30 protein-coding genes and 1 tRNA gene are annotated in these 23,992 nt (G+C 66.2%); 12 read left to right on the top strand and 19 right to left on the bottom strand.

Going from position 1 to position 23,992, the window contains the following annotated elements; all coding sequences use genetic code 11:
• Nucleotides 1-122: 122 nt before the first annotated feature.
• The 6 genes from ACLNGM_RS20455 to ACLNGM_RS20430 all read left to right on the top strand — a co-directional run bounded on the left by ACLNGM_RS20455 (nt 123) and on the right by ACLNGM_RS20430 (nt 5,343).
• The gene (locus ACLNGM_RS20455) at nt 123-683 is read left to right on the top strand and encodes a F0F1 ATP synthase subunit delta (protein WP_416356370.1); all 561 of its coding nucleotides are present in this window, start codon (nt 123-125) and stop codon (nt 681-683) included.
• Complete coding sequence (atpA, locus tag ACLNGM_RS20450) at nt 683-2,212, top strand: F0F1 ATP synthase subunit alpha (RefSeq protein ID WP_055892880.1); 1,530 nt, start codon at nt 683-685, stop codon at nt 2,210-2,212. Before ACLNGM_RS20455 ends, atpA begins: the two co-directional genes overlap by 1 nt.
• Before the next feature lie 55 nt (nt 2,213-2,267).
• Nucleotides 2,268-3,155, top strand: coding sequence for a F0F1 ATP synthase subunit gamma (locus ACLNGM_RS20445; protein ID WP_416356369.1), 888 nt, complete (start codon nt 2,268-2,270; stop codon nt 3,153-3,155).
• Between the two features lie 106 nt (nt 3,156-3,261).
• Nucleotides 3,262-4,713, top strand: coding sequence for a F0F1 ATP synthase subunit beta (gene atpD / locus ACLNGM_RS20440; RefSeq protein ID WP_416356368.1), 1,452 nt, complete (start codon nt 3,262-3,264; stop codon nt 4,711-4,713).
• Between the two features lie 5 nt (nt 4,714-4,718).
• Entirely contained in the window at nt 4,719-4,946 is a 228-nt protein-coding gene (locus ACLNGM_RS20435; protein WP_416356367.1) for a glutathione S-transferase, read from the top strand.
• Nucleotides 4,939-5,343 (top strand): F0F1 ATP synthase subunit epsilon, encoded by a 405-nt coding sequence (locus tag ACLNGM_RS20430; RefSeq protein ID WP_090961460.1) that lies wholly within the window; start codon nt 4,939-4,941, stop codon nt 5,341-5,343. Before ACLNGM_RS20435 ends, ACLNGM_RS20430 begins: the two co-directional genes overlap by 8 nt.
• 79 nt (nt 5,344-5,422) lie before the next feature.
• Here the strand turns inward: ACLNGM_RS20430 and ACLNGM_RS20425 are convergent, their stop codons facing one another.
• The 15 genes from ACLNGM_RS20425 to rplU all read right to left on the bottom strand — a co-directional run bounded on the left by ACLNGM_RS20425 (nt 5,423) and on the right by rplU (nt 18,095).
• Complete coding sequence (locus ACLNGM_RS20425; RefSeq protein WP_416356366.1) at nt 5,423-5,944, bottom strand: GNAT family N-acetyltransferase; 522 nt, start codon at nt 5,942-5,944, stop codon at nt 5,423-5,425.
• Nucleotides 5,941-6,456 (bottom strand): RNA pyrophosphohydrolase, encoded by a 516-nt coding sequence (locus ACLNGM_RS20420; RefSeq protein ID WP_416356365.1) that lies wholly within the window; start codon nt 6,454-6,456, stop codon nt 5,941-5,943. The genes ACLNGM_RS20425 and ACLNGM_RS20420 overlap by 4 nt, the downstream gene beginning before the upstream one ends.
• Nucleotides 6,457-6,533: 77 nt before the next feature.
• Nucleotides 6,534-7,709, bottom strand: a complete 1,176-nt coding sequence (locus tag ACLNGM_RS20415; RefSeq protein ID WP_416356364.1) for a divergent polysaccharide deacetylase family protein — start codon at nt 7,707-7,709, stop codon at nt 6,534-6,536.
• Between the two features lie 107 nt (nt 7,710-7,816).
• Entirely contained in the window at nt 7,817-9,163 is a 1,347-nt protein-coding gene (locus tag ACLNGM_RS20410; protein WP_294645034.1) for a S41 family peptidase, read from the bottom strand.
• On the bottom strand, nt 9,153-10,613 hold the full coding sequence (locus tag ACLNGM_RS20405) for a murein hydrolase activator EnvC family protein (RefSeq protein WP_416356363.1): 1,461 nt from the start codon (nt 10,611-10,613) through the stop codon (nt 9,153-9,155). Before ACLNGM_RS20405 ends, ACLNGM_RS20410 begins: the two co-directional genes overlap by 11 nt.
• A 193-nt stretch (nt 10,614-10,806) precedes the next feature.
• The gene (gene rlmH, locus ACLNGM_RS20400) at nt 10,807-11,289 is read right to left on the bottom strand and encodes a 23S rRNA (pseudouridine(1915)-N(3))-methyltransferase RlmH (protein ID WP_416356362.1); all 483 of its coding nucleotides are present in this window, start codon (nt 11,287-11,289) and stop codon (nt 10,807-10,809) included.
• Nucleotides 11,286-11,657 carry a ribosome silencing factor gene (rsfS, locus tag ACLNGM_RS20395; protein ID WP_294645044.1) on the bottom strand — a complete coding sequence of 124 codons (372 nt, stop codon included), beginning with the start codon at nt 11,655-11,657 and terminating at the stop codon, nt 11,286-11,288. The genes rlmH and rsfS overlap by 4 nt, the downstream gene beginning before the upstream one ends.
• A 117-nt stretch (nt 11,658-11,774) precedes the next feature.
• Entirely contained in the window at nt 11,775-12,437 is a 663-nt protein-coding gene (locus ACLNGM_RS20390; RefSeq protein ID WP_416358503.1) for a nicotinate-nucleotide adenylyltransferase, read from the bottom strand.
• The gene (locus tag ACLNGM_RS20385) at nt 12,410-13,684 is read right to left on the bottom strand and encodes a glutamate-5-semialdehyde dehydrogenase (RefSeq protein WP_416356361.1); all 1,275 of its coding nucleotides are present in this window, start codon (nt 13,682-13,684) and stop codon (nt 12,410-12,412) included. Before ACLNGM_RS20385 ends, ACLNGM_RS20390 begins: the two co-directional genes overlap by 28 nt.
• Nucleotides 13,674-14,825 (bottom strand): glutamate 5-kinase, encoded by a 1,152-nt coding sequence (proB, locus tag ACLNGM_RS20380; RefSeq protein ID WP_090961432.1) that lies wholly within the window; start codon nt 14,823-14,825, stop codon nt 13,674-13,676. The genes ACLNGM_RS20385 and proB overlap by 11 nt, the downstream gene beginning before the upstream one ends.
• Entirely contained in the window at nt 14,822-15,889 is a 1,068-nt protein-coding gene (gene obgE / locus ACLNGM_RS20375) for a GTPase ObgE (RefSeq protein WP_090961429.1), read from the bottom strand. The genes proB and obgE overlap by 4 nt, the downstream gene beginning before the upstream one ends.
• A gap of 94 nt (nt 15,890-15,983) precedes the next feature.
• Nucleotides 15,984-16,541 carry a DUF3833 family protein gene (locus tag ACLNGM_RS20370; RefSeq protein ID WP_416356360.1) on the bottom strand — a complete coding sequence of 186 codons (558 nt, stop codon included), beginning with the start codon at nt 16,539-16,541 and terminating at the stop codon, nt 15,984-15,986.
• Nucleotides 16,538-17,116: a GNAT family N-acetyltransferase gene (locus tag ACLNGM_RS20365; RefSeq protein WP_416356359.1), complete on the bottom strand. Its 579-nt coding sequence runs from the start codon at nt 17,114-17,116 to the stop codon at nt 16,538-16,540. The genes ACLNGM_RS20370 and ACLNGM_RS20365 overlap by 4 nt, the downstream gene beginning before the upstream one ends.
• 125 nt (nt 17,117-17,241) lie before the next feature.
• Entirely contained in the window at nt 17,242-17,511 is a 270-nt protein-coding gene (rpmA, locus tag ACLNGM_RS20360) for a 50S ribosomal protein L27 (RefSeq protein ID WP_055892932.1), read from the bottom strand.
• A gap of 113 nt (nt 17,512-17,624) precedes the next feature.
• Complete coding sequence (gene rplU / locus ACLNGM_RS20355; protein ID WP_090961421.1) at nt 17,625-18,095, bottom strand: 50S ribosomal protein L21; 471 nt, start codon at nt 18,093-18,095, stop codon at nt 17,625-17,627.
• Between the two features lie 322 nt (nt 18,096-18,417).
• On the opposite strand from rplU, the gene ACLNGM_RS20350 reads away from it, so the two are divergent.
• Nucleotides 18,418-18,507 (top strand) — tRNA-Ser (locus ACLNGM_RS20350).
• 123 nt (nt 18,508-18,630) lie between these two features.
• Here ACLNGM_RS20350 and ACLNGM_RS20345 read toward each other — a convergent pair.
• Nucleotides 18,631-19,110 (bottom strand): hypothetical protein, encoded by a 480-nt coding sequence (locus ACLNGM_RS20345; protein WP_416356358.1) that lies wholly within the window; start codon nt 19,108-19,110, stop codon nt 18,631-18,633.
• 41 nt (nt 19,111-19,151) lie between these two features.
• Here ACLNGM_RS20345 and ACLNGM_RS20340 point away from each other — a divergent pair, with 41 nt between their 5' ends.
• From ACLNGM_RS20340 to ACLNGM_RS20330, 3 genes are all read left to right on the top strand, one after another.
• Nucleotides 19,152-19,373: a hypothetical protein gene (locus ACLNGM_RS20340; RefSeq protein ID WP_416356357.1), complete on the top strand. Its 222-nt coding sequence runs from the start codon at nt 19,152-19,154 to the stop codon at nt 19,371-19,373.
• A 43-nt stretch (nt 19,374-19,416) separates the two neighbouring features.
• Entirely contained in the window at nt 19,417-19,632 is a 216-nt protein-coding gene (locus ACLNGM_RS20335) for a hypothetical protein (RefSeq protein WP_416356356.1), read from the top strand.
• Between the two features lie 335 nt (nt 19,633-19,967).
• Nucleotides 19,968-20,774, top strand: a complete 807-nt coding sequence (locus ACLNGM_RS20330; RefSeq protein ID WP_416356355.1) for a hypothetical protein — start codon at nt 19,968-19,970, stop codon at nt 20,772-20,774.
• Nucleotides 20,775-20,828: 54 nt separating this feature from the next.
• Here ACLNGM_RS20330 and ACLNGM_RS20325 read toward each other — a convergent pair whose 3' ends face one another.
• The 3 genes from ACLNGM_RS20325 to ACLNGM_RS20315 are packed head-to-tail and all read right to left on the bottom strand — an operon-like array spanning nt 20,829 to nt 21,482.
• Nucleotides 20,829-21,071 carry a helix-turn-helix transcriptional regulator gene (locus tag ACLNGM_RS20325; RefSeq protein WP_416356354.1) on the bottom strand — a complete coding sequence of 81 codons (243 nt, stop codon included), beginning with the start codon at nt 21,069-21,071 and terminating at the stop codon, nt 20,829-20,831.
• Between the two features lie 28 nt (nt 21,072-21,099).
• Nucleotides 21,100-21,282, bottom strand: a complete 183-nt coding sequence (locus ACLNGM_RS20320; protein WP_416356353.1) for a hypothetical protein — start codon at nt 21,280-21,282, stop codon at nt 21,100-21,102.
• On the bottom strand, nt 21,279-21,482 hold the full coding sequence (locus ACLNGM_RS20315) for a hypothetical protein (RefSeq protein ID WP_416356352.1): 204 nt from the start codon (nt 21,480-21,482) through the stop codon (nt 21,279-21,281). Before ACLNGM_RS20315 ends, ACLNGM_RS20320 begins: the two co-directional genes overlap by 4 nt.
• 1,147 nt (nt 21,483-22,629) lie before the next feature.
• Between ACLNGM_RS20315 and ACLNGM_RS20310 the strand changes: the two genes are divergently transcribed.
• Both ACLNGM_RS20310 and ACLNGM_RS20305 read left to right on the top strand, forming a co-directional pair.
• On the top strand, nt 22,630-23,502 hold the full coding sequence (locus ACLNGM_RS20310; RefSeq protein WP_416356351.1) for a transglutaminase-like domain-containing protein: 873 nt from the start codon (nt 22,630-22,632) through the stop codon (nt 23,500-23,502).
• Between the two features lie 82 nt (nt 23,503-23,584).
• Nucleotides 23,585-23,818 (top strand): hypothetical protein, encoded by a 234-nt coding sequence (locus tag ACLNGM_RS20305; protein WP_416356350.1) that lies wholly within the window; start codon nt 23,585-23,587, stop codon nt 23,816-23,818.
• Nucleotides 23,819-23,992 lie beyond the last annotated feature (174 nt).

Genomic DNA, 23,992 nt, shown 5'->3' with positions numbered 1-23,992 from the left:
ATCGCGGTCAGCCCGGGGGCAGGTTCCCGGCACTCGCGACCTTTTTTTGAACAGTTCCCACGAGCCTTCGCGACGCGACCGGGCGGACGCGGGAACCCAGATAAGAAGAGAAGCGATCGTCCGTGGCACAATCCTCCTCTCCGGTTTCCGGGGTCGCCGAACGCTACGCCCAGTCCCTCTTCGAGCTTGCTCGCGACGACGGTTCGATCGACGCGACGGAGTCCGAGCTTCTGCAGTATCAGCAGCTCGTCGATGAGAACGCCGACTTCCGGCGTCTCGTCGAGAGCCCGGCCTTCACGTCGGACGATCAGCTTCGCGCGATCTCCGCTGTGGTCGCGGAGACGCGTCCGAGCCCGCTCGTCGGCAACTTCCTGAAGGTCGTGGCGGCCAACCGTCGTCTCTTCGCCCTGCCGTCGATCGTGCGCGGCTTCCGCGCCATGGCGGCCGAACACCGTGGCGAGGTCGACGCGGAAGTCGTCAGCGCCCATCCCTTGAGCGACGAGCAGCGGCGCGAACTGCGCGACGCGCTCGGCCGCTACACGTCGAAGACGGTCACCATGCGCGAGAGCGTCGACCCTGCGATCCTCGGCGGCCTCGTGGTCCGCATCGGTTCGCGCCAGATCGACACCTCGCTTCGCACAAAACTCTCATCCCTTAAGCTTGCGCTGAAAGAGGTCGGCTGATGGACATCCGGGCCGCGGAAATTTCCGCAATCCTCAAGAACCAGATCAAGAACTTCGGCAACGAGGCGGAAGTCTCCGAGGTCGGTACGGTTCTCTCCGTCGGTGACGGCATCGCCCGCGTCTACGGCCTCGACCAGTGCCAGGCCGGCGAAATGGTCGAGTTCCCCGGCGGCGTGCGCGGCATGGCGCTGAACCTCGAGTCCGACAATGTCGGTATCGTGATCTTCGGCTCCGACCGCGACATCAAGGAGGGCGACACCGTCCGCCGCACCGGCGCGATCGTGGACGTCCCGGTCGGCAAGGGTCTTCTCGGCCGCGTGGTCGACGGCCTCGGCAATCCGATCGACGGCAAGGGCCCGATCGAGTCCACCGAGCGTCGCCGCGTCGACGTCAAGGCGCCCGGCATCATTCCGCGCAAGTCGGTGCACGAGCCGATGTCGACCGGCCTCAAGGCCATCGACGCGCTGATCCCGGTCGGCCGCGGCCAGCGCGAGCTGGTCATCGGCGATCGCCAGACCGGCAAGACCGCCATCCTGCTTGACACCTTCCTCAACCAGAAGCCGGCGCACGACGCGGGCAACGAGAAGGACAAGCTCTACTGCATCTACGTGGCGATCGGCCAGAAGCGCTCGACCGTCGCCCAGTTCGTCCGCACGCTCGAAGAGCGCGGCGCAATGGCCTACTCGATCGTCGTCGCGGCGACTGCCTCCGATCCGGCTCCGCTCCAGTACATCGCGCCGTTCGCCGGCTGCGCCATGGGCGAGTACTTCCGCGACAACGGCATGCACGCCGTGATCGCCTATGACGACCTGTCCAAGCAGGCCGTGTCCTACCGCCAGATGTCGCTGCTGCTGCGCCGTCCGCCGGGCCGCGAGGCGTATCCGGGCGACGTGTTCTACCTGCACTCGCGTCTTCTGGAGCGCGCCGCCAAGCTCAACGACGAGATGGGCTCGGGCTCGCTGACCGCGCTCCCCGTCATCGAGACGCAGGCCAACGACGTGTCGGCCTACATCCCGACCAACGTGATCTCGATCACCGACGGCCAGATCTTCCTCGAGACCAACCTGTTCTACCAGGGTATCCGCCCGGCCGTGAACGTCGGTCTGTCGGTGTCGCGCGTCGGCTCGGCCGCCCAGGTCAAGGCGATGAAGCAGGTCGCCGGCTCGATCAAGGGCGAGCTCGCGCAGTACCGCGAGATGGCGGCCTTCGCTCAGTTCGGCTCGGACCTCGACGCCTCGACGCAGCGCCTCCTCAACCGCGGCGCCCGCCTGACCGAGCTCCTTAAGCAGCCGCAGTTCTCGCCGCTGAAGACGGAAGAGCAGGTCGCGGTAATCTTCGCGGGAACGCAGGGCTACCTCGACAAGCTCAAGGTCTCCGACGTCGGTCGCTTCGAGGAGGGTCTCCTCACCTCGCTGCGCACCGAGCACAAGTCGGTGCTCGACACGATCGCGACCGAGAAGGCGCTGTCGGACGATACGCGCGCCAAGCTCAAGTCGGTCCTCGAGCACTACTCGAAGTCCTTCGCCTGAGCCGCAACGCCGCTCGCACTAACGGCTCCGGCCGCCCAGGAGACTGACCCGACAGATGGCTTCGCTCAAGGATCTGCGAAACCGCATCGCCTCGGTCAAGGCGACGCAGAAGATCACCAAGGCCATGCAGATGGTCGCGGCGGCCAAGCTCCGCCGCGCCCAGGATGCGGCCGAGGCGGCTCGCCCCTATTCCGAGCGCATGGCATCGGTCCTGGCCAACATCGCGGGCGCCATGGAGGACGGCGAGGGCCTGCCTCTGATGGTCGGCACCGGCAAGGACGACGTGCACCTGCTCGTCGTCTTCACCTCCGACCGCGGCCTGTGCGGCGGTTTCAACTCGCAGATCGTGCGTCTCGTGCGTGAGCACATCCGTCGGCTCGAGGCCGCCGGGAAGACGGTCAAGATCATCTCGGTCGGCAAGAAGGGCACCGACCTGATGCGCCGCGACTTCGGCGATCGGATTGTCGCCCGCCTCGACCACGGCGGTGCCCGAACCATCGGCTTCTCGGCTGCGGAAACCGTCGCCGACAAGGTGATGGAGCTCTTCGAGGCCGGCGAGTTCGACGTCGCCACGATCTTCTACTCCGCCTTCGTCAACGTCATCACGCAGGTTCCGACGGCCCAGCGGATCATCCCCGCCGAGGTGCCGAAGGCCGAAGAGGCGACGACGCGGGCCGGCGGCGCCACCGCGCTCTACGAGTACGAGCCGGGACCGGAGGAGATCCTCGCCGATCTCATCCCGCGCAACATCAAGGTCCAGCTCTTCCGCGCGCTGCTTGAGAACGGCGCTTCGGAGCAGGGTGCCCGGATGAGCGCGATGGACAACGCCACCCGCAACGCCGGCGACATGATCAACAAGCTCTCGATCTCCTACAACCGTCAGCGCCAGGCGCAGATCACGACGGAACTGATCGAGATCATCGCGGGCGCCGAAGCGCTCTAAGGACTTGCCGGCAGCGCCGCGACGGGCGGCGCGCCAGGAAACGACATGATGGGCGCGGAGGGGCGGGGCCGCCGGACGCGCCGGACACTTTCGAGAGGACACTCGCATGGCTGACACACTGGATATGAACGGCCGACGCGGCCGGGTCTCGCAGGTCATCGGCGCCGTCGTCGACGTGCAGTTCGACGACCACCTGCCCGAGATCCTCAACGCGCTGGAAACCGACAACAACGGCAACCGGCTTGTTCTCGAGGTCGCCCAGCACCTCGGCGAGAACACCGTGCGCACCATCGCGATGGACCTCACCGAGGGCCTCGTGCGCGGCCAGCCGGTGACCGACACCGGCACCCCGATCCAGGTTCCGGTCGGCGACGGCACGCTCGGCCGCATCATGAACGTCATCGGCGAGCCGATCGACGAAGTCGGCCCGATCCAGTACGAGGCTAAGCGCGGCATCCACCAGCCGGCGCCTCCCTATGTCGACCAGAACCCCGAGAGCCAGATCCTCGTCACCGGCATCAAGGTGATCGACCTCCTCGCGCCTTACGCGCGCGGCGGCAAGGTGGGTCTGTTCGGCGGTGCGGGCGTCGGCAAGACGGTGCTGATCCAGGAGCTGATCAACAACGTCGCGAAGGCGCACGGCGGTTACTCCGTGTTCGCCGGCGTCGGCGAGCGCACCCGCGAGGGCAACGATCTCTATCACGAGATGATCGAGTCCGGCGTGAACAAGGACCCGCACGAGAACGGCGGCTCGACCGCCGGCTCGAAGGCCGCCCTCGTCTACGGCCAGATGAACGAGCCGCCGGGCGCGCGCGCCCGCGTCGCGCTGACCGGCCTCACCATTGCCGAGAACTTCCGCGACCAGGGTCAGGACGTTCTGTTCTTCGTCGACAACATCTTCCGCTTCACGCAGGCGGGCGCCGAGGTGTCGGCGCTTCTCGGCCGTATCCCGTCGGCGGTGGGCTATCAGCCGACGCTCGCGACCGACATGGGCGCGATGCAGGAGCGCATCACGACCACGAACAAGGGTTCGATCACCTCGGTGCAGGCGATCTACGTGCCCGCCGACGATCTGACCGATCCGGCCCCGGCGACCTCGTTCGCGCACCTCGACGCGCGTACGGTTCTCAACCGCGCGATTTCGGAAAAGGGCATCTACCCGGCCGTGGATCCGCTGGACTCCACCTCGCGCATGCTGTCGCCGCTGATCGTCGGCGAGGAGCACTATGAGGTCGCCAATCGCGTCCAGCAGATCCTCCAGAAGTACAAGTCGCTGCAGGACATCATCGCCATTCTGGGCATGGACGAGCTGTCCGAAGAGGACAAGCTGACGGTCGCCCGCGCCCGGAAGGTCGAGCGCTTCCTCTCGCAGCCGTTCTTCGTCGCCGAAGTGTTCACCGGTTCGCCGGGCCAGCTCGTTCCGCTGGAGGACACGATCCGCTCGTTCAAGGGCCTCGTCGAGGGCGAGTACGACCATCTGCCAGAAGCCGCCTTCTACATGGTCGGCTCGATCGACATGGCGATCGAGAAGGCCCAGAAGATGGCCGCGCAGGCCTGACGACGATGGTCGCGTCCGAGACCCTGAGGATCGAGGACGCGGTCAACACGACTTGCCCCTGGTCGGGACAGCCGATCTTGGGCGACGCGTTGACCCTCTATCGCGAACGGGTGGTCGGGTTCTGCAATCCCGGCTGCCGCGACAAATTCGAGATCGCGGTTCGACATTTCGACACCGCGCTTCAGGCCGAGCTCCACATCGGGAGCCAAGCAAGGCAGGCGGATCGTGGCTGAGAGCTTCAAGTTCGAACTGGTGTCTCCGGAGCGTCTGCTCCTGTCCGAACAGGTGTCGGCCGTGGTCGCTCCGGGCAGCGAGGGCTACTTCACGGCGATGCCGGGCCACGCGCCCTTCATGACGACGCTGAAGCCGGGCGTCGTCCAGGCGACGCTCGCGAACGGCGGCGAGCGCCGGATCTTCGTGCAGGGCGGCTTTGCCGACATTAACCCGGAAGGGTTCACGCTGCTCGCCGAGCACGCGATGCCGGTCGAGGAGATCGACGCCGCCGAGCTCGACCAGCAGATCCGCAACACGGAAGAGGACGTCGCCGATGCGACGGACGCCACCGTGCGCTCGCGCGCCGAGCGTCGCCTTGCGGACCTGCGGAACGCCAAGGAAGCGCTCGGGCTTTAGTCCGCCAGCCGTTCGAAGCCCCTAGTTTCTGAAAGGCCCGGTCGCGGAAGCGGCCGGGCCTTTCTCCTTGAGATGCGCGTCAGTCCTGTTCGTCGTTGGCGCCGAAGGCATCGGGATAAACCAGCATCCCGGCCCAGCTTGCGAGCGCTCCCGGCACCAGTTCGAGAGCCTGAAAATTCGGTCCGGCCCAGGGGACGATGGCGCCCTTGGCGAGGTTGGCGCGGAAGCCGAGGCGGCCATAGAAGGCGGGGTCGCCTAGGACGAAGACCGAACGCCAGCCGCGCTGCCGTGCCAGATCGAGGCCATGGCGCACCAGCCGCGCTCCGATGCCTTCGCCCTGCCGGTCGGGAACGATGGCGACGGGGCCGAGCGCCAGGGCTTTCTCGGCCCCTTCCAGCGCCGTGAAGAGCGCATGGCCGACGAAGTAGTCGCCATCGACAGCCACCACCGAGATGACGTCGTGGCCGGCCGAGATGATGGCGTGGGGGAGGCGCGCCTCTTCGTCGCGTCCGAACGCCGTCGCGTGGATCGTCTCGACAAGGATCAGTTCGTCGGGCGCCATCTCGCGCAGGACGATATCGCGGACGCCATCGGCCATCATCGGCCGGCCTCCAGGTGACGGAAGGCTCGGACGACTTCCTCGTAGACACCACGCTTGAACGGAACGACGAGGTCCAGCACCTCATCGAGCGACTTCCAGGCCCACTCGCTGAATTCCGCGTCGTGGTCCCCTGGCGGCGGATCGATCTGGATCTCGCTCTCGTCGCCTTCGAAGCGGAAGGCGAACCACTTCTGCATCTGCCCGCGGAAGCGACCCTTCAGGGCGACTCCGAGGAGATGGGGTGGCAACTCGTAGCGCACCCAGCCGTCGGTCGTGCCGAGAAGCGACACCGAGCGGATGCCGGTCTCCTCGTAGAGTTCGCGCTTGGCGGCCACCAGCGGGTCTTCCCCCTCGTCGATGCCCCCTTGCGGCATCTGCCAAAGCTGCGACGCGCCGTCCATCTCGCCCTGCGGCTCGGCGATGCGCCGCCCGACGAAGACCTTCCCATCGTCGTTCAGGACCATGATGCCGACACAGGGGCGGTAGGGCAGCGAATCGGGGGAAGGGGGCATGCGCGCTCCGGAAATCTTTCGCAAATGCTAACGCATTCGCCAAAGCGAAGAAACGCCGTTGCCGAATAGGTGACCTGTCAGCCGCGCGCTTCTGGATCGAAGGCGAGGGCCGAGACCGGCACGATTTCGATCCCACGCTCGGCGGCGGCCGCGGCCCAGCGCTTGATACCGTCGATCGAGGCATCGAAGGCGCTGGCCGTGCCGATCGCGGTTCCCTTCGCGCGGGCGATCCGCTCGAGGACGTCGAGCTGCTTCTCGATCGACGCCGGCTCGCGCTCGGTGTCGATGACGAGATCGGCGGAGGCGAAGGACGTGCCGTTGGCCATGGCGACGTCGCGCGCTTCCGAGCGCAGGGACGTGCCGTCGTCGAGGTAGAGAAGGCCGCGCTTGGAGAGCTCGCCGAGGAACGGCTGGAGGGCCGCGGGATCGGCATTGAGGCGCGCGCCCATGTAGTTCATGACACCGACATAATTGGTGATCCGGCCCATCGACCAGTGGAGGTCGTCAAGGCGACCGGCCGCAGCGTCCGCGACTTTCAGCGTATGGGGGCCGGCCGAGACGTCGGGATAGCCGAAAGGCTCCATCGGCGCCTGCAGCAGAATCTCGTGGCCGTTCCGCCGCCCCGCTTGCATCCAGCGATCGAGGCTGTTGCCCTCGGCCGCGAAGGCCAGCGTGACGCCGGCCGGCAGTTCCTCGACGGCACGCATGGACCCGCTCTGGCTGACGCCGAGACCGCCGACCACGATGGCGATCCGGGTGCCGCCGGTGCCCGACCAGGCACCGGCATAGACGTCGAGCGGCCGACGTCCGTCGGTGCCCCGAACCGGGAGAGGGCCGAAGTCGGTGGCTTCGAGCAGCGCCTGCTCCGGCATGTGCGAGAAAGCGGCGGGCTGGCGCAGCGAGCCGGGCTCGAGAACGCGGATCGAGCCCGTCATCGGGTTGGCGTCGTCGACGAGCGGGCGCTCGCCTTCCGCATCCGAGATCGTGAAGCCGCCGCCCTGTTCCATGCGGAGCACGTTCGGCTGGCGCTCGGCGGGCTCCGGACGGCGCTCGGCGACCTGTTCGGCGACCTTGACGGGCGAGGGCGGGGCGGGCGGCGCGAAGGCCGGCTGATTGAGGGCGGTGAAGGCGGAGCCACCCGCGACCAGGGCCGCCGCGCAGGCCGCGCCGAGCCATCGCCCGAGCGAGCGGCTCAGGGGGCGGGCTGCGGGTGCCAGGGTCTGGCCGAGGGGACTGTAGAGCTCGTCGCGCATACGTCCTTCATAGGACGCAAGACTGGATCGGAGCTTTGCCGCTCGCGAACGAGAAAGGGCCCCGGCGTCGCCGCCGAAGCCCTTCGATATGTCGGTCGTTCGTCCGCTCAGTTGGCGGCCGACGCGGTGTCCTGCTTCGGCGGGAAGGCCGCGTTGGTCTTCACGCCGCGCAGGAGGTCGTAGGCGTACTGCAGCTGCAGGTCGTCCTTGGCCTCAGGCGGCACGTAGTCGAGCGAGCCGGAGCCCTCCTCGTTCTCCTCGGCACCCTTGATGTGGCCGCGAAGCGAGGCTTCGCCCATCTTCAGGTCTTCGTCGGCCTTGAGGCCCATCTGCGCCTTGATCTCTTCCGGCAGCGGCTGCTCGACCTCGATGTCGGGGCGGATGCCGCGTCCCTGGATCGAGGAGCCGGACGGCGTGTAGTAGAGCGCGGTCGTCAGGCGCAGGGCGCCGTTCGCACCCAGCGGAATGATGGTCTGCACGGAGCCCTTGCCGAAGGACCGCGAGCCGACGATCGTGCCGCGCTTCTGGTCCTGCAGCGCACCGGCGACGATCTCGGAGGCCGAGGCCGAACCGCCGTTCACGAGCACGACCAGCGGCTTGCCGTCGATGTCGTCGCCCGAACGCGCGTTGTAGCGGCGGGTTTCCTCGGCGTTGCGGCCGCGCGTCGAGACGATCTCGCCGCTCTGCAGGAACGCGTCGGAGACGCTGACCGCCTCGTCGAGCAGGCCGCCCGGGTTGCGGCGCAGGTCGAGGACGTAGCCCTTCAACTTGTCGGCCGGGATCTTCGACTTGATGTCGGCGATCGCCTCTTCCATGCCGGAGGTGGTCTGCTCGTTGAAGCGCAGGAGCTTGATGTAGCCGACGTCGTTCTCGACCGTGTGGCGCACGGACGGGACCTTGATCTCGGCGCGCTCGATCTTGAGGCGGACCGGCTGGGCCGCACCCTCGCGCAGGATGGTGAGGTCGACGGAGGAGCCGATCTCGCCCTTCATCTTCTCGACGGCTTCGGCCAGCGACAGGCCGCGGACCTGCTCGCCGTTGATCTCGGCGATCATGTCGCCGGCCAGCACGCCCGCCTTGTCGGCCGGGGTGCCGTCGAAGGGCGAGATGACCTTGACGAGCTCGTTCTCCATCGTGACCTCGATGCCGAGGCCGCCGAACTCGCCGCGCGTCTCGGTGCGCATGTCCGCCGTTTCCTTGGCGTTCATGTAGCTCGAATGCGGATCGAGCGAGGTCAGCATGCCGTTGATCGCGGTCTCGATCAGCTTCTGGTCGTCCGGCACGTCGACATACTGGGCACGAACGCGCTCGAAGACATCGCCGAAGATGGCGAGCTGGCGGTAGGTGTCCGAACCTGCGGCATTCGCGACGCCCGCGTGCGGGCCGACGAAGGCGGTCATCGCGGTGGCACCCAGAAGCGCTCCCGCGAAGAGAATGGAGAGCTTACGTATCATTCCTCGTCCTTCCAGATGATCCATCCGCCCACCAAGGGTTCGGATCGACCGGTTTCCCGTCCTTGCGAAATTCCACGTAAAGCGAGGGTTCGGCATTCGACACGTCCGCTTCCGCCGCGCTTGCAATCCGGAGCGCCCCCATCGCCGCCAGGGGCTCTCCCGCCAGGACGAACTGTCCGACCGCAACGTCGATCCGGCTCATGCCGGCCAACACGATATGATAGCCACCGCCCGCGTTCAGGATCAAGAGTTGCCCGTAGGAGCGGAACGGTCCCGCATAAAGGATATGGCCCTCCGCCGGCGCCGTCACCAGATCGCCGGCCCGCGCTGACAGGAGGATGCCCGAGGAGGGACGCCCGAGGTCGTCCTTCTCGCCGAAACTCCGCACCAGCGCGCCGGATACGGGGGGAACGAGGCTCTTCTTCAATGTCGAAAATGGGGCGGTCGGCTCCAGTTTCGTCATTTCCTCGCGCAGTGCGGCGATGTCGTAGCCGGCGGAGGGCTCGGCGGCATCCGGCGCCTGCGGCATTCGGCCCTCGGTGCCGCTCGGCGCGGCCTTCGCGGCTTCCTCCGCCGCACGCTGGCGCTCGGTCTCGGCCTCAGCGGCCATCCTCTGGCGCTGCGCTTCCTCGTGCCGGCTGCGCTCGGCCTCGGTCTCGAGTGAGGCGATCAGGTCCTGAAGCGTCGTCGCCTCGGAGGCGAGTTCGGCGGCCCGGCGGTTCTCCTCGCCGATACGGCCGCGCCCCTCGGCCTCCAGCTTCTCCTTTTCCTTGAACAGGCGGTCGAGGCGCGCGGCCTCCTCCTCGCCCTCGTTCCTAGCCTTATCGAGGCGATCCCGCTCGCCCTCCAGCGCCTGGCGGATGGTCGAGAGGCGCGTCAGATCGGCGACGAGCCGTTCGGTCTCGACGCGCATCTCGGGCACCACGGCGCCGAGGAGGATCGCGCTGCGCACCGAGCCTAGCGCGTCGCCCGGCTTGACGAGGAGTGCCGGCGGGGGCGCCCGGCCCATCCGCTCGAGGGCGGCCAGCACTTCGGCGAGAACCCCGCGACGTTCGCGCAGCGACGCCTTGACGCCCTTCTCCTGCCCGAGGAGTTCGGCGAGCCGGTCTTCCGAGGCGGTGATCTCGGTGGAGATCCGCTTCTGCTCGGCCGCCGCGGCGATCGTCGCCTCGCGGATCCGGTCGCGGTCGGCGGCGAGCGCCGCCATTTCGGCGTCGAGGCGGACGGTCAGTTCCTTGGAGCGCTGTAACTCGGCCGTGATGCGCTCGAGTTCGGCCTTGGTATCCGCCTGGCGCGCGTCGATCGCGGACGGGCCGAAGGCAGCGCTCTGCGTCGTCGCGGACGGATCGCCCGACGCGCCGAAGACGGCGCCCGTGGAGGCGAGCGTCACGGCCAGCGCCGCCGCGACGGCTTCGCCCTTGCGCCGTATCTTCGCTCCCCGCTCACGCAACCCGAAAACCCCGCCTGCCGTCCTGCCCCAGGCCGTCAGACTATCGGCGCGAGCTTAAGATTTCATCAACCATGGTGAGCCGGTCCGGCACCCGGCGACCAGCATGACGCCGATGGTGGCGGGAACAGGGACGAAAAAACTCAAGTCGTTGATTTTGCGACACTGTGGCGCCCCTGCATCGCGGCGCGCCGCGTCAGGCCCGGTGATAGGGGTGGCCCGACAGGATCGTCGAGGCACGATAGAGTTGCTCGGCCAGGAGGATGCGCACGATCTGGTGCGGCAGGGTGAGGCGCCCGAAGGCGATCGCCCTGGCAGCACGCGCGCGAAGCTCGGGCTGAAGGCCGTCCGGCCCGCCGATCACGAAGGCGAGGTCGCGCACGCCTTCGTCGCGAAGGCGCGCGATCTCGTTGGCAAATTCGGTGGAGTTCGGCGTGCGTCCGGTCTCGTCGAGCACGAGAAAGGTCGCGTTGGTGGGAAGCGCCGCCTCGATGCGGGACGCCTCGTCGCGCTTGCGCTCGGCAACAGTGCTCTGGCGCGCTTCGGCCAGTTCCACGACGCCGCCCCATTCGAGGCCGAGCGGCGATCCGCCCTTGCGCAGGCGATCGATGTAGCGGGCAGCCAGATCCTGCTCGGGGCCGGACTTCATCCGGCCCACCGCCACGATCCAGAGCTTCAACGGGCCTGCGTCTCGCTGGTCTCCGCAACGCTCCACATCTTCTCGATGTTGTAAAAGGAGCGGACTTCGGGGCGGAAGATGTGGACGATGATGTCGCCCGCATCGATCAGCACCCAGTCGCCGTTCTGCAGACCCTCCACCCGCGCGTTGCCGTACCCGGCCTCCTTGAGGTCGCGGATCAGGTGGTCGGCGACGGCCGAGACGTGGCGATGCGAACGCCCGGACGCGATGACCATGTGGTCGGCCAGCGCGGACTTCCGGCGAAGGTCGATCGCCACCACTTCCTCGGCCTTGGAATCGTCGAGGCTGGCGGTCACGAGGTCGATCACGGGACGCTCGGGCGCCGGGGTCTGTGTCGCGGGGGCCAAGGTCTCGACGTCGGCGTGTAGTTCGGCAGCGGAGGTCAGCTAACTCTTCCTTCTGAGTGTTGCGGCGGAGGCTATACGTCCGCCTTGCAAGTAAAGTGGCAAGGATCGGTGACCCTTTCAAGACGAGCGGGCGCGCGCCTCTCGTAGACGGGTCGAGGACAGGGTGGACCGCCGCCCGTGCAGAAAAGTCCAGGCGGGCGGCGACAGGCCGGGCAGGAGCCGTGCGTCGGCTTCGGGCAGGCGCTCCGAGGCGAGGAAGCGCGCGGCGGGCGAGGACAGCGGGGCGAGCGTCGCGCCGGGGCGGTCGACCACCGCGATCGGCAGTCGGTTCGCGATGTCGCGCCAAGACTGCCAGTGGTGGAAGGTCGCAAGATTGTCCGCCCCCATCACCCAGACGAAGCGCGCGGTCGGGCGATGCGTCAGCACGAGATCGACGAGGTCGGCGGTGTATCGGATGTGGTGGGATGCCTCGAAGGCAGTGACCACGATCCGGCGGTCGTCGGCAAGCTCGCGGCAGAGCTTTATCCGGGCTTCGAGCGGGGCAGGGGGGCGGCCGGCCTTCAGCGGGTTGCCGGGGCTGACGATCCACCACAGCCGGTCGAGCCGCAGCCGGCGCAGCGCCGTTTCGGCAACGAGGAGATGCCCCTCGTGCGGCGGGTCGAAGGAGCCGCCGAAGAGGCCCACCCGCAGCCCGGTCGGGGCGGGGGGCATCTTCAGGTCGTCGGCGCTGAGGCTCGGCTGCGATGGCGGGGTCAAGGACGAAGCTGGCCCGTGCCGGATACGCGGTAGTTGAAGCTCGTCAGCTGCTCGACCCCGACCGGTCCGCGCGCATGCATCTTGCCGGTCGCGATGCCGATCTCGCCGCCGAACCCGAACTCGCCGCCGTCGGCAAACTGGGTCGAGGCGTTGTGGAGGAGGATCGCCGAATCGACCGCGTTGAAGAAGCGCTCCACCGCCGCCGCGTCCTCGGTGATGATCGCCTCGGTATGGCCCGACGAGAAGCGCGCGATGTGATCGATCGCACCCTCGACGCCCCGGACGATCTCGACCGAGATGATCGCGTCGAGATACTCGGTGCGGAAGTCTTCCTCGCTCGCCGGGACGAGGCCGGGATAAAGGTGGCGAACGGCCTCGCTGCCGCGGATCTCGCAGCCGGCGCTCTTCAATGCGTCGAGAATCGGGACGAGATGCGTCCCCGCCACCGCTTCGTCGACGAGAAGCGTCTCGGCCGAGCCGCAGATGCCGGTCCGGCGCATCTTGGAGTTCAACGTCACCGCGACCGCCATGGCGAGGTTCGCTGCCCGGTCGACATAAACATGGCAGAGGCCCTCGAGGTGGGCGAAGACCGGCACGCGCGCATCGCGCTGCACGCGCTCGACCAGCGACCGGCCACCGCGCGGCACGATCACGTCGATCGCGCCGTTCAGCCCGGCCAGCATCTCGCCGACCGCCGCACGGTCGGATACGGGCACGATCTGGATGGCGTCGGCCGGCAGGCCGGCGGCCTCGAGGCCGCTTGCGAGCGCGGCATGGATCGCGCGGGAGGAGAGGGCCGAGTCCGAGCCGCCGCGCAGGATCACGGCGTTGCCCGACTTCAGGCACAGCGCGCCGGCATCGGCCGTCACGTTCGGCCGGCTCTCGTAGATCACGCCGATGGTGCCGATCGGCGTGCGCACGCGCCGGATCGTCAGCCCGTTCGGCCGCGTCCATTCCTCGGTCACCGCGCCGACCGGATCGGGCAGGTCGGCGATGTCTCGGAGCGCGGCGGCGATGCCCGCGATGCGGCCTTCGTCGAGCGTCAGGCGATCGACGAAGGAGGCGGCCATGCCCGACTGACGCGCGCGCTCGAGGTCGGCGCGATTGGCGGCAAGGATTTCCGGCGTAGCGGCCGTCACGGCATCGGCCATGGCGCGCAGCGCCGCGTCCTTCGTTTCGCCCGACGCCTGCGCCAGGACGCGCGAAGCGGCCTTCGCGCGGGCGCCCATGTCGGCCATGACGCTCTGAAGATCGGAAACCTTATCCAGCATCGCGCAATCCCCCTTCGTCCTGCCAGTTGCGGGCGACCACGAGGTCGTCGCGATGAATCATCGCCGCCCGAACGCCCTGTCCGAGCCGCTCCTCGATGTCGGCCGACCGGAGGCCGGCGACGAGGCGGGCTTCCGCGGCATCATAGGCCACCAGCCCGCGCGCAACCTCGGTTCCCGCCTCGTCGAGCACGAGGATCGTGTCGCCGCGCCGGAAGTCGCCGTCGACACGCCGAACGCCCGCCGGCAGCAGGCTTTTGCCGGCGTGCAGCGCCTGCACCGCGCCGGCATCGACATGCAGGCGGCCGGAGGCATTGAGATGACCCGCGATCCAGCGCTTGCGCGAGCGCACGGGATCGGCGGCGGCGAGGAACAGCGTCGAGCGCTCGCCGCGGCGCACGGCGTCGAGCGGATGCAGCCGCTGGCCAGAGGTGATGATCATCGCCGCGCCCGCACCGGTCGCGATCTTGCCGGCGTCGATCTTGGTCTTCATGCCGCCGCGCGAGAACTGCGAGGCGGCTCCGCCCGCCATCGCCTCGATCTGCGGCGTGATGGCCTCGACGAGAGGAATGTGGGCAGCATTCGGGTCCTGCGCGGGCGGCGCGGTATAGAGACCGTCGATGTCGGACAGGAGCACCAGAAGATCGGCCGACATCATCGCCGCGACACGCGCCGCCAGACGGTCGTTGTCGCCGTAGCGGATCTCGGTGGTCGCCACCGTGTCGTTCTCGTTGATCACCGGCACGGCGCCAAAGCCGATCAGCGTGCCGACCGTGGCGCGCGCGTTGAGATAACGCCGCCGCTCCTCCGTGTCGCCGAGCGTCAGGAGGATCTGGCCCGCCTCGATGCCGTGCGCTCCGAGAGCCTCGCTGTAGGCGCGCGACAGCGCGATCTGCCCGACGGCCGCCGCAGCCTGGCTTTCCTCGAGCTTCAGGGGCCCGCGCGACAGCTTCAGGATCGAGCGACCGAGCGCGATCGCACCCGACGACACGAGAAGCACCTCGCGCCCCTCACCGTGAAGCTTCGCGACGTCGGTCGTCAGCGACCGCAGCCAGTCGCCGCGCAACCCGGTGTCCGGGTCGACGAGAAGCGCCGAACCGATCTTGACGACGATGCGCCGGAACGCGCCGAGCCCGTCGCTCATCGACGCCAGTCCTCCTCGGCCAGGGTGCCGCCGAAGCGCTTGGCGTCTTCGGCTTCCTGGTCGGCGGCATCGTCGGACAGGCCGTCGATCTCGCGGCGCAGACGGCGCAGGACGTCCGGCAGGCCGTGGCGCGTCACGGCCGACAGCACCAGCGGCTTGGTGCCGCTCGCCTTCGCCAGGGCATCCAGCTTGTCGCGTCGCGTCTCGTCGTCCACCGTGTCGGCCTGGCTGAGCGCGACGATCTCGGGCTTCTCGATCAGCCCTTCGTCGTAAAGCTCCAACTCGCGCCGAACGGTCGCGTAGGCATGGGCGACGTCCTCCTCGACGGCCGAGACGAGGTGCAGCAGCACGCGCGTGCGCTCGACATGGCCGAGGAAGCGGTCGCCGATCCCGACGCCCTCGTGGGCACCCTCGATGAGGCCCGGAATGTCGGCGATCACGAACTCATGGCCGTCCACGGTCGCGACGCCGAGATTGGGGTGCAGCGTGGTGAACGGGTAGTCCGCGATCTTGGGCCGCGCCGCGGTGACGCTGGCGAGGAAGGTCGACTTGCCGGCATTCGGCAGCCCGACGACGCCGGCGTCGGCGATCAGCTTGAGCTGAAGCCAGATCGTCAACTCCTCGCCCTCAAGGCCCGGATTGGCGCGGTAGGGCGCGCGGTTGATCGAGGACTTGAACTGCCAGTTGCCAAAGCCCCCGTTGCCGCCCGCGGCGACCCGGAACACCTGGCCGATCTCCGTGAGGTCGGCGAGCAACGTCTCCTCGTCCTCGGCGAAGACCTGCGTGCCGACGGGGACCTTGAGCGTCACGTCGGCGCCCTTGCCGCCAGTGCGGTTGCGGCCCATCCCGTGCATGCCGGTCTTGGCGCGGTAGTGCTGCTGGTAGCGGTAGTCGATCAGCGTATTGAGACCGGATACCGCCTCGATGAAGACGTCGCCGCCGCGCCCGCCGTCACCGCCGTCCGGGCCGCCGAACTCGATGAACTTCTCGCGGCGGAAGGACACCGCGCCGGCGCCCCCGTCGCCCGAGCGCACATAGACCTTGACCTTGTCGAGAAACTTCATCGTCCTGTCCCGTCATATCCTTTCGGCCGCACCGTCGAATCCTGCGGCTTGGTGTAGCGCGCCGGGCGCCATCTTGAAACTCGAACCCGCAGCCTCACGGCTGTGCGAGATGGGGCGCCAGCGCCGCCTCCGACTTGGTGAAGGTGACGCGGGCCCCCGCCAGTGGCAGGCCGAAGCGCGAGATACGCACCCGGTTTCCCGCCGTCCCGTCGGGCCGCGGCGTGATCTGATGCCGGAAGTCGAACATCCAGCGACCGCCGCCCGGCGCAATGCCGCGATAGGCGAGGACGGCCCCGCCCGGACCACTCGTTCCCGACACGGGGAAGGGGCCCTGCAGCACGCCCCAGCCGTCTTCGGTCTCGACCGTGCCGGTGACCCGTCTACCGCGCTCGACGAGATGCCAGCGCTGGAGCCGCGCGCCGTCTTCGAAGCGGAATCGCTCGTCGAGGTCCAGCGCGTCGCCCTTCGCCTTGCCCTCGAAACGCGCCGTGAAGCGCTCCCGAAAGAGGCCGAGCGTGCGGATCTCGCCGCCGCTGACGCTGTGTCCGGCAAAGAACGAGCGTAGCGAGAAATCGTCGGCCGCCCGTGCCGGCAGCGCGAGGAGGGCGAGCGAGACCGCGAGCGCCGCTCCGCGAAGGGCTCTGCGCCTCATCGGGGCGTGATCCAGCTTTTGAGCGACTGCCATGTCCGCCGATCCATCCGATAGGTTTCGCTCGCGACCCGCCCCGCCGCCAGCGAGGTTGACAGGCCGGTGCCGACATAGCCGAAGCCGCACTTCTGGATCACACGGCGCGAGCCGTTATTGATCACGCGGCAGCGAACCTCGATCGCGGCGAGTTCGAGAACCGCAAATCCGTAGTCGATCGCCGCCTGCGCCGCCTCGGTCGCAAAGCCCCGGCCCCAGTGCGGGCGACCGATCCAGTAGCCGAGTTCCGCGGTTTCCGGCGTGCCCGCCGCCGCAAGGCTGCAGAGGCCGAGAAAGGCGTCGTTGTCGCGCGCCGTGATCGCCACGATGAGTTCATCCTCCGCCCGCGCCAGGAACGCATGCGCGTCGTCGAGGCGATAGGGATGGGGAATCCGCGAGGTCATCTGCGCGATCTCGAGATCGTCGGCGAAGCGGGCGATGTCCGCGGCATCGCCGGTCCGGGCGATCCGCAGCACCAGGCGGCGCGTCGTCAGCCGACATTCGTCGTCGTCGGTTTCGAGACTGGATTCTTCGCAACTCATCGGACCCCTCCGGGAATGCAAAAACGGGGAGATGGCGGCCCATCTCCCCGGTTCTCATCCCTTGTCCGACGGTTGCGTCTTCAAGGGCCGGGTCGTTGGGACGCCGGCGCCTTGAAGCAACCGGATCACTCGGCGGCTTCTGCCTTCGGCATCACGGACACGTAGGTTCGGCCCTGCGCCTTCTTCTGGAAGGTGACGGTGCCCTCGGCGACGGCGAAGAGGGTGTGGTCGCGGCCGATGCCGACGTTCACGCCCGGGTGCCAACGCGTGCCGCGCTGACGCACGAGGATGTTGCCGGCGATGACCTGCTCGCCGCCGAACTTCTTGACGCCAAGGCGCTTGGACTCGGAGTCGCGACCGTTGCGGGAAGAACCGCCTGCCTTTTTGTGTGCCATGTTTCAGTCTCCTGATGTCTGCGTCCGGGACCTTGCGGCACCGCACGGACGCTTGAATGATGGTCTCGTCCAGAACGTGACGGACGCCTCGAGGCTCCCGCGGGTTCTGTGTCTCAGGCCTCTTCGCCCTCGGCCTTCTTCTTGGTCGCGCGCGGCTTCTTGGCGGGCGCGGCCTCGTCCGTCGTGGTCTCGGCGGCCGGCTTGGCCTTGGCGGCCTTCTTCGGCGCGGCGTCGGACGTCGTGTCGGCGACCGGCTTCGCAGCCTTCTCGGAGGGCGCCTTGCCGTCGGTCAGGATCTCGGCGATCCGGATCAGCGTCAGGTCTTGGCGGTGGCCGCGGCTGCGCTTGGAGTTCTGGCGACGACGCTTCTTGAAGGAGATGACCTTCGGGCCGCGCGTCTGCTCGACGATCTCGCCGACGACGGTGGCGCCGGCCACGAAGGGCGCGCCGATCGTCGAGCCGACCATCAGGACTTCGGTGAAGGAAACGCTGTCGCCGGCCTCGCCGGGCAGGCGCTCGATTTCGAACTGGTCGTTGGCGGCAACGCGGTACTGCTTGCCGCCGGTCTTGATCACTGCGAACATGTCTTGGCCTTTTCGGGATCGGCTCTCGCACGCTGGAAGCGCCACGGGCCGTCTTCTTGTGTTTCTTTCGAACGATGCCGTGGCATGATCCGCCGCGAACGAGGCACGGCCGGACGCAGGTCACGACGCGCGTTGCCTAGCGCCACCGGCTGCAAAGGTCAAGGGATCGGGCGGCTGGCGCGGCCTGTTTTCAAAGTGTCACAACCCGCGTCGATTGCCTCTTGTGAAACGCCCCGTTCCTTTGCTAGAGAGCCCTCGCGCTGCAGGGCGCCGACCACGCTCGACAGCGTATGCTTCATCGATCGCAAGATCGACCTCGGACGGAGAGGTGGCAGAGTGGTTGAATGCACCGCACTCGAAATGCGGCATACTCGCAAGGGTATCGGGGGTTCAAATCCCTCCCTCTCCGCCATTCAATTTACTTAAGTGGTTCATTTGCCTGTGGTTTCTGGCAAGTAGGTGGGAGCTTCCCCACTTCGTTCCCCACTTCGCCCTTTCGCTAGCTTGTAGGTAAATGCCGTAACGGCGCTGACTGCTACGGTTCGACATCCTCTTCTTCGGTTAGGTCCATCTGCAAGGACAGCCCCCTGACCATCCCCGTCCGGTAGTGGAGCGGGGTCGCCGTCACACGGGCGAACCGGATCTTGTCCGCAATCAGCATCTGTAGGATTGCCGCAGCCGCGCCGTCCGTGACCTTCTGGCTCACCTGGAAGACACCCTGCGTCATCCAGATCGAGCCGATCAGGACGTCCGCCCCTTCCTTCGGCTGCGTCAGCTCCTCGAGCTTCCAGCCCGGGTCGATGTGGACCTCCGCCTTCGTCACCTTCCCAAGCTTCGGACCGCGCACGGTGCCGTGGATGATGATGCTGCGGTACTCCACGACGGGCGTCACTTCGAAGTCGTGGCGAGCCCTGTCGATCCAGTAGCGCCATTCCCACCCCTTGACCTCGACGATGTAGATCGCTTCCGGCGGCCGCAATGGTGGCCGCCCGCGCTTCGCCTTCAACTTCGCCATCCCGCCCCCCCCCCCCCTGTTGTCGACCGCGCCCGCCGGGCATGATGCTCTCGGAAGGCCAACAGGGCGAGGAACTGATGGGGGCGAAGCCACTGGTCGTCACACAACGCCAAGTCACTGCGGTTTTGAAGGCCGCGGCCGCGCTGGGGGTCCAGATGGAGATCCGGATCGAAGGCGACGCCGTGCGCTTCATCCCGCTTGCAGCGGAAGTGGAGCCCGGAGAGCAGAAGGACCGCGCCAAGGGCAAGCGTCCGTACTTTTGACACTCCCCATTCTCGCCCCTGTCCCCCGCAGCGCTCGGCAGGCATGATGGCCTACACGGACGAGGCAGGGCAGGGCATGAGGTTTCGGCAGGCTGATTATGTTCGGGCTGTGAAGGCGGCCAAGGCTGCGGAATTGGAGATCCATCGAACGGAGATCCACCCCGATGGCAGGATCGTTCTCGTCCACAGAACCGAGCCTCTTGGGGAGCGACGGGAAACCGTCGACGAATGGTGGGCAAAGAACATGCCGGGGCAGTGATGGGTAGGCGTGCGGCAGTCGTCACCCAAGCCGACATTGCGCGGACGATCCGGGCCGCGAAACAGGCCGGCGCATGTGCCGTTGAGGTCCGGCCGGACGGTACGGTCCTCGTCCACCTGACGGCCGACACGATCCCGCAAGGTACGAGTGAGCCAGCACTCCGACCCTGCCGCAACATTCCTCTTTGACCGCAAACCTGAAATGCGGACCATGACATTCCGACGGAACCACTACGCGCTGCATGGCTTGTCAAGGCGGACTGACGTAAAGCCAAGTTCGGGGGAGGCTGAGGGTAGAACCTTGCCTGTAGCGGCCTGCAGACCGCACGTTACAGCATGGGCGATTTGATACTGATAGACCTATTTCAGCATCTCGACTGGATCGTCGACGCGATGAGGCTGAAGGCGCCTCCGGCTGGCGCGGCAGCGCTGCTTTCTACAACCGACTGGGCGACTTTGATTTCCGGTTTCGGCGGGGCGCTTCTCGGCGCAGTCATCGGCGCTGTGGCATCCTTTGTCACGGCTCGTCAGGCTGCCGCTGAGGGACGATCAAGGGATGAAGCGGCACGAGTAGATCTAGAGCGGAACGCGGCTCTGAGAGTGATCCTCAAAGCCAGTAGCCTAGCGAACAGTATCGAGACGATACGTGGCCATGTGGTCAACGGTATCGCTCGCGCAGATCCGAATGCCATGCCTGTGAATAAGCTTTGGACCTATGTGCAGCCGACAACGCCAGCCACGCGGCCGTCGGTGAACTTCGAAGCGAGCGATTTCGTATTCCTACTGAAGCATAAGCAAGGAGACCTCATCCAAAGACTGATGATGCTTGCTACTCGCGTCGCAGCGCTGGAGGCCGGGTTTGACGCTTACAGCAGCCGACGCACAGAGATGCAAGTGCTACTTGAAGATCATACCCGTTACGACAAGCGGCATGAGAGATTTGTGACGGAGGTCCCGGTCGAATTGCAGCCAAAGACAGAAGTACGATCCATCGAAATGGACAACTTGCTCAAGGATTTGCTTCGGAATTGCTACGAATATGCTGAGGATGCTTCGAAGGCGTGTGAGGATCTAAACGAAGCTACAAAGGTTATATTCGATGGAAAATTTCCGATCCGGTTGGATATTGGTGGACAAACTTGACGTGGAACTCGTTCACTTAGGCGGCAGTTAGAAAATTGCCGTGTTCGGGCCAAGCTAGAAGCGGCGGCCGCGCCGTATCTCCTCAAGCTTCCAAGCTTCGTACACACTTTCGGGGTCGTCAGCCTTCGCCCTTGTGTCCTCGCCGCCCATCGCGTGCTCCAGTGCCGCTCGGCTCCAGCGCCGCGTCCCTGGTAGGGCCGCAGGCGCCGCGCCTTTCCGCACCCACTTATCGAACGTCGAGACGCTGATGCCGAGAAGATCAGCGGCTTGCTGTCGAGTAAGGATCAGTGTCGTCATTCGCCCTCTCGTCGCTTGCACGCTCGGGTTAGGCCGATGGGTCCTTGGGCGGGCCGCCCTTCAGCCGACGCATCTCCCAGTCAAGATGGTCGATGGCGCGCTCCCAGCCTTCCCGCCACTGCTCGTCCGTGATGATGGTCGGGACGTGAACGCTGCGGATGCCATGCGCTCTACGGGCCAGGAACGTGCGCCAGGGGTTGTCGTCGCTCATGCGATTTCTCGCTCGTCGTGATCCTCAGGACCGCCAGCTAGGCGATTGGGCTGCTTCAGTTCCAAGGCATGATCCAGAAGCACCTGCCAAGATCGAGCTGCCGCCAGATGGCGCTCTTTCACCTGCGGCAGTGTCGCGGCCGCCGCCTCGGCAAGACAGGCTTGCAAGCGGGCGAGGTAGACGTCTCTACCGTCCATCATCAATCATTTTCCCATCATAGGGCAGGAGCAAGAGCACGGCGTCCTACCATTGTCGGTAGCCGATGCCCTCTCCGCGACTGACCATGGGCTGGGGTCATTGCTAAAACATAGACGCCTGACGGCTAAATACGTCGCTACCGCGCTCCTGCTTTCATCGTGAACGCGATGCGAGAGTGATAGCGACAGACCAACTTCAATGCCGCCACAGAGCTTCAGCGGCCTTTCAACCTCTCGGGTACAGCGAGATCCGGACTTGCGCAACAGACTGTGACCGCTGCTTGAGCCCGACGATTGGTGCATTCGCACGCGCCCGCAGCCGGTTGGCATCCGCTGCCTGAGACATCACGGTGATTGTCTCGGGTGAGTAGACGTGTCCGGAAGGCGTCCAAATCCATGGATGAAGCCCCATACTCGCCCGATCGGCTTGCAGAGCTGTCGCGAACCGAATGGCCTCTCCGAGAGAGGCCCACCGTTCAGCACCGTTTGCGGCCCATAAGTCACTTGATGGCCGCACATTTTCTTCACCCCAGATCAGGGTTACGTCGTGTGAAAACTGCATGGATTGGTCCTGTCCTCGCCCTGATGGAGCGACGAAAGCCCAACCACGCGTCTGGGTTAACAAGCCAGAGCCTGTTTCGTTCGAATGCGAAAGATCCGATCTTTGCTGAATACCCTTCCCTGATGGTATGCTCGTCTACATCCGTCACCTTGAGCCCACCGCTGCATGCAGCGTCGGGAACCCAATGGTTCCAGCGTGCTTCAGTCTTTTCGTAGTTGCGTAACTCAGTCTTCGAACGGAGTTCTATCGTGCCCGATCGAAGTCATCTCCCCATCGCAGTGATCTACCCAACCGAGGATGTTCTGGCAGCGATGCCATTCGAGCGTCTTAAGGAGATGCTGCGTGAATGTGATCGATGGTTCGAGAACATGGAGGTGTTCAGAGCTGCCATTCACACCGATGCGGGTCGGACAGAGTGGAACGTTCTGACGCGGTCGGATATCACCCGCGCGACCGATGCCAGGAAGCGGCTGCTATCAGCGATTGAGCTTAGTGAAGAGAGCCCGCTCGCCGCTCTTCAACGCGGCTCCGTACTCCTCCCCCCCGCGTCTTGATGATCCCAATCACCAGAAGACAGGAGTACAGACATTGCGCATCCTCATCGGCAGTGAACTGACATTCGAGTTCCCGCAGCCGACGCCTGTCGTCGCGCTTCTGGCAGTTCATGCTTCGCGCGTTTCAGATCTGGAGGCGCCGGATGCTTTGGTAGTCTCGCCGTCTGTAGCAGTGCAAGGGTATCGAGACGAGTTCGGGAACTGGTGCAGTCGCTTCCTCGCACCGGCCGGCACCGTGTCTCTGCGCACGAGAACGATCATCCGCGATAGTGGTCATTGGGACAGCGAACAGGCGGAGCTATCAGCTAGCCAGACCATGGTGCATGAGCTTCCAGCCGAAACACTCCAGTTCCTCTTGGGAAGCCGTTATTGCGAAACCGATCTCCTGTCGGAAACGGCCTGGAAGCTGTTCGGCCATGAGCCGCTCGGCTGGGCGCGCGTGCAGGCCATCGTTGACTTCGTCAACGGGCACCTGACGTTCGGCTACGAGTATTCCCGCAGCACGCGAACAGCCTGGGAGGCCTTCAACGAAAGGCGCGGTGTTTGCCGAGATTTTGCCCACCTCGCTTTGGCGTTCTGCCGATGCCTGAACATTCCTGCCCGCTACTGTACTGGCTATGTCAGTGATATTGGACTGCCGCCGCCGCATGCACCGCAGGATTTTGCCGCTTGGATCGAGGTCTTTCTCGGCGGGCGATGGCATATGTTCGATCCGCGAAACAATAGCCCGCGCATCGGTCGGGTTCTGGTGGCACGCGGTCGCGACGCAGCGGATGTGCCGCTGACCCTGACCTTCGGACCCAGCGAACTGAAGCGATTTGTCGTAACCGCGGAAGAGGTCGTCGGAGATACGACACCTCCCTACGTTGGCGGCAACCCGCAAACACGAGACCGCGTGATAGAGTAGGACGGCTGGTCAAGCTCTTAGCGTCAGCGTGGGGAAAGCCTGCGGGTGTTCCTGCCGACCTCTGCTCCTACGAGGTTTTTCCATGTCCAGCCGCGTCCTGAAGATCGTGCTATCCATTGTGTTGCTAGCGGCGGTTGCCGTCTACGCCTATCGATGGTTCACGCCTGATAGCGCGGCCGAACTTGCGCGAACAGGACAGTGTGAAAAGTATCGCCAAGCAGATCAGCGGCTGGAAGCTGGGCTAGACAGCGAGTTGACGGCAGACCCGGCCGAAATCGACATGGTGCTGGCCGAATGCGCGCGGCAGGGGCATTGATGGACGGGTAGCGCAACCGTCGGGGATGGAGCGTGGGGCAATCGTCGCGGACGAAGCATGGTACCATGACAAGCGCTCGAGTTGCCCGGTGCGCCGAAGTTACCAGACCCATGCCCCCTTGGGGCAGACGCATCGTGCACAGGTACTACGACAATAGAAAGCCCGCCTGACATG

The organism is Aureimonas phyllosphaerae (genome assembly GCF_047943035.1).
GTDB lineage: Bacteria > Pseudomonadota > Alphaproteobacteria > Rhizobiales > Rhizobiaceae > Aureimonas > Aureimonas phyllosphaerae.
Note: the sequence above shows the minus strand (reverse complement) of the source record. Positions and strands in the feature narration are given on the sequence as shown.

Bases quoted from the DNA above. Each gene is read 5' to 3' on its own strand.
- atpA (WP_055892880.1), top strand. From the start codon at position 683: ATGGACATCCGGGCCGCGGAAATTTCCGCAATCCTCAAGAACCAGATC.
- ACLNGM_RS20445 (WP_416356369.1), top strand. From the start codon at position 2,268: ATGGCTTCGCTCAAGGATCTGCGAAACCGCATCGCCTCGGTCAAGGCG.
- atpD (WP_416356368.1), top strand. From the start codon at position 3,262: ATGGCTGACACACTGGATATGAACGGCCGACGCGGCCGGGTCTCGCAG.
- ACLNGM_RS20435 (WP_416356367.1), top strand. From the start codon at position 4,719: ATGGTCGCGTCCGAGACCCTGAGGATCGAGGACGCGGTCAACACGACT.
- ACLNGM_RS20425 (WP_416356366.1), bottom strand. From the start codon at position 5,944: ATGATGGCCGATGGCGTCCGCGATATCGTCCTGCGCGAGATGGCGCCC.
- ACLNGM_RS20420 (WP_416356365.1), bottom strand. From the start codon at position 6,456: ATGCCCCCTTCCCCCGATTCGCTGCCCTACCGCCCCTGTGTCGGCATC.
- ACLNGM_RS20415 (WP_416356364.1), bottom strand. From the start codon at position 7,709: ATGCGCGACGAGCTCTACAGTCCCCTCGGCCAGACCCTGGCACCCGCA.
- ACLNGM_RS20410 (WP_294645034.1), bottom strand. From the start codon at position 9,163: ATGATACGTAAGCTCTCCATTCTCTTCGCGGGAGCGCTTCTGGGTGCC.
- ACLNGM_RS20385 (WP_416356361.1), bottom strand. From the start codon at position 13,684: ATGCTGGATAAGGTTTCCGATCTTCAGAGCGTCATGGCCGACATGGGC.
- proB (WP_090961432.1), bottom strand. From the start codon at position 14,825: ATGAGCGACGGGCTCGGCGCGTTCCGGCGCATCGTCGTCAAGATCGGT.
- obgE (WP_090961429.1), bottom strand. From the start codon at position 15,889: ATGAAGTTTCTCGACAAGGTCAAGGTCTATGTGCGCTCGGGCGACGGG.
- ACLNGM_RS20370 (WP_416356360.1), bottom strand. From the start codon at position 16,541: ATGAGGCGCAGAGCCCTTCGCGGAGCGGCGCTCGCGGTCTCGCTCGCC.
- ACLNGM_RS20365 (WP_416356359.1), bottom strand. From the start codon at position 17,116: ATGAGTTGCGAAGAATCCAGTCTCGAAACCGACGACGACGAATGTCGG.
- rpmA (WP_055892932.1), bottom strand. From the start codon at position 17,511: ATGGCACACAAAAAGGCAGGCGGTTCTTCCCGCAACGGTCGCGACTCC.
- rplU (WP_090961421.1), bottom strand. From the start codon at position 18,095: ATGTTCGCAGTGATCAAGACCGGCGGCAAGCAGTACCGCGTTGCCGCC.
- ACLNGM_RS20345 (WP_416356358.1), bottom strand. From the start codon at position 19,110: ATGGCGAAGTTGAAGGCGAAGCGCGGGCGGCCACCATTGCGGCCGCCG.
- ACLNGM_RS20340 (WP_416356357.1), top strand. From the start codon at position 19,152: ATGATGCTCTCGGAAGGCCAACAGGGCGAGGAACTGATGGGGGCGAAG.
- ACLNGM_RS20335 (WP_416356356.1), top strand. From the start codon at position 19,417: ATGATGGCCTACACGGACGAGGCAGGGCAGGGCATGAGGTTTCGGCAG.
- ACLNGM_RS20330 (WP_416356355.1), top strand. From the start codon at position 19,968: ATGGGCGATTTGATACTGATAGACCTATTTCAGCATCTCGACTGGATC.
- ACLNGM_RS20325 (WP_416356354.1), bottom strand. From the start codon at position 21,071: ATGACGACACTGATCCTTACTCGACAGCAAGCCGCTGATCTTCTCGGC.
- ACLNGM_RS20320 (WP_416356353.1), bottom strand. From the start codon at position 21,282: ATGAGCGACGACAACCCCTGGCGCACGTTCCTGGCCCGTAGAGCGCAT.
- ACLNGM_RS20315 (WP_416356352.1), bottom strand. From the start codon at position 21,482: ATGATGGACGGTAGAGACGTCTACCTCGCCCGCTTGCAAGCCTGTCTT.
- ACLNGM_RS20305 (WP_416356350.1), top strand. From the start codon at position 23,585: ATGTCCAGCCGCGTCCTGAAGATCGTGCTATCCATTGTGTTGCTAGCG.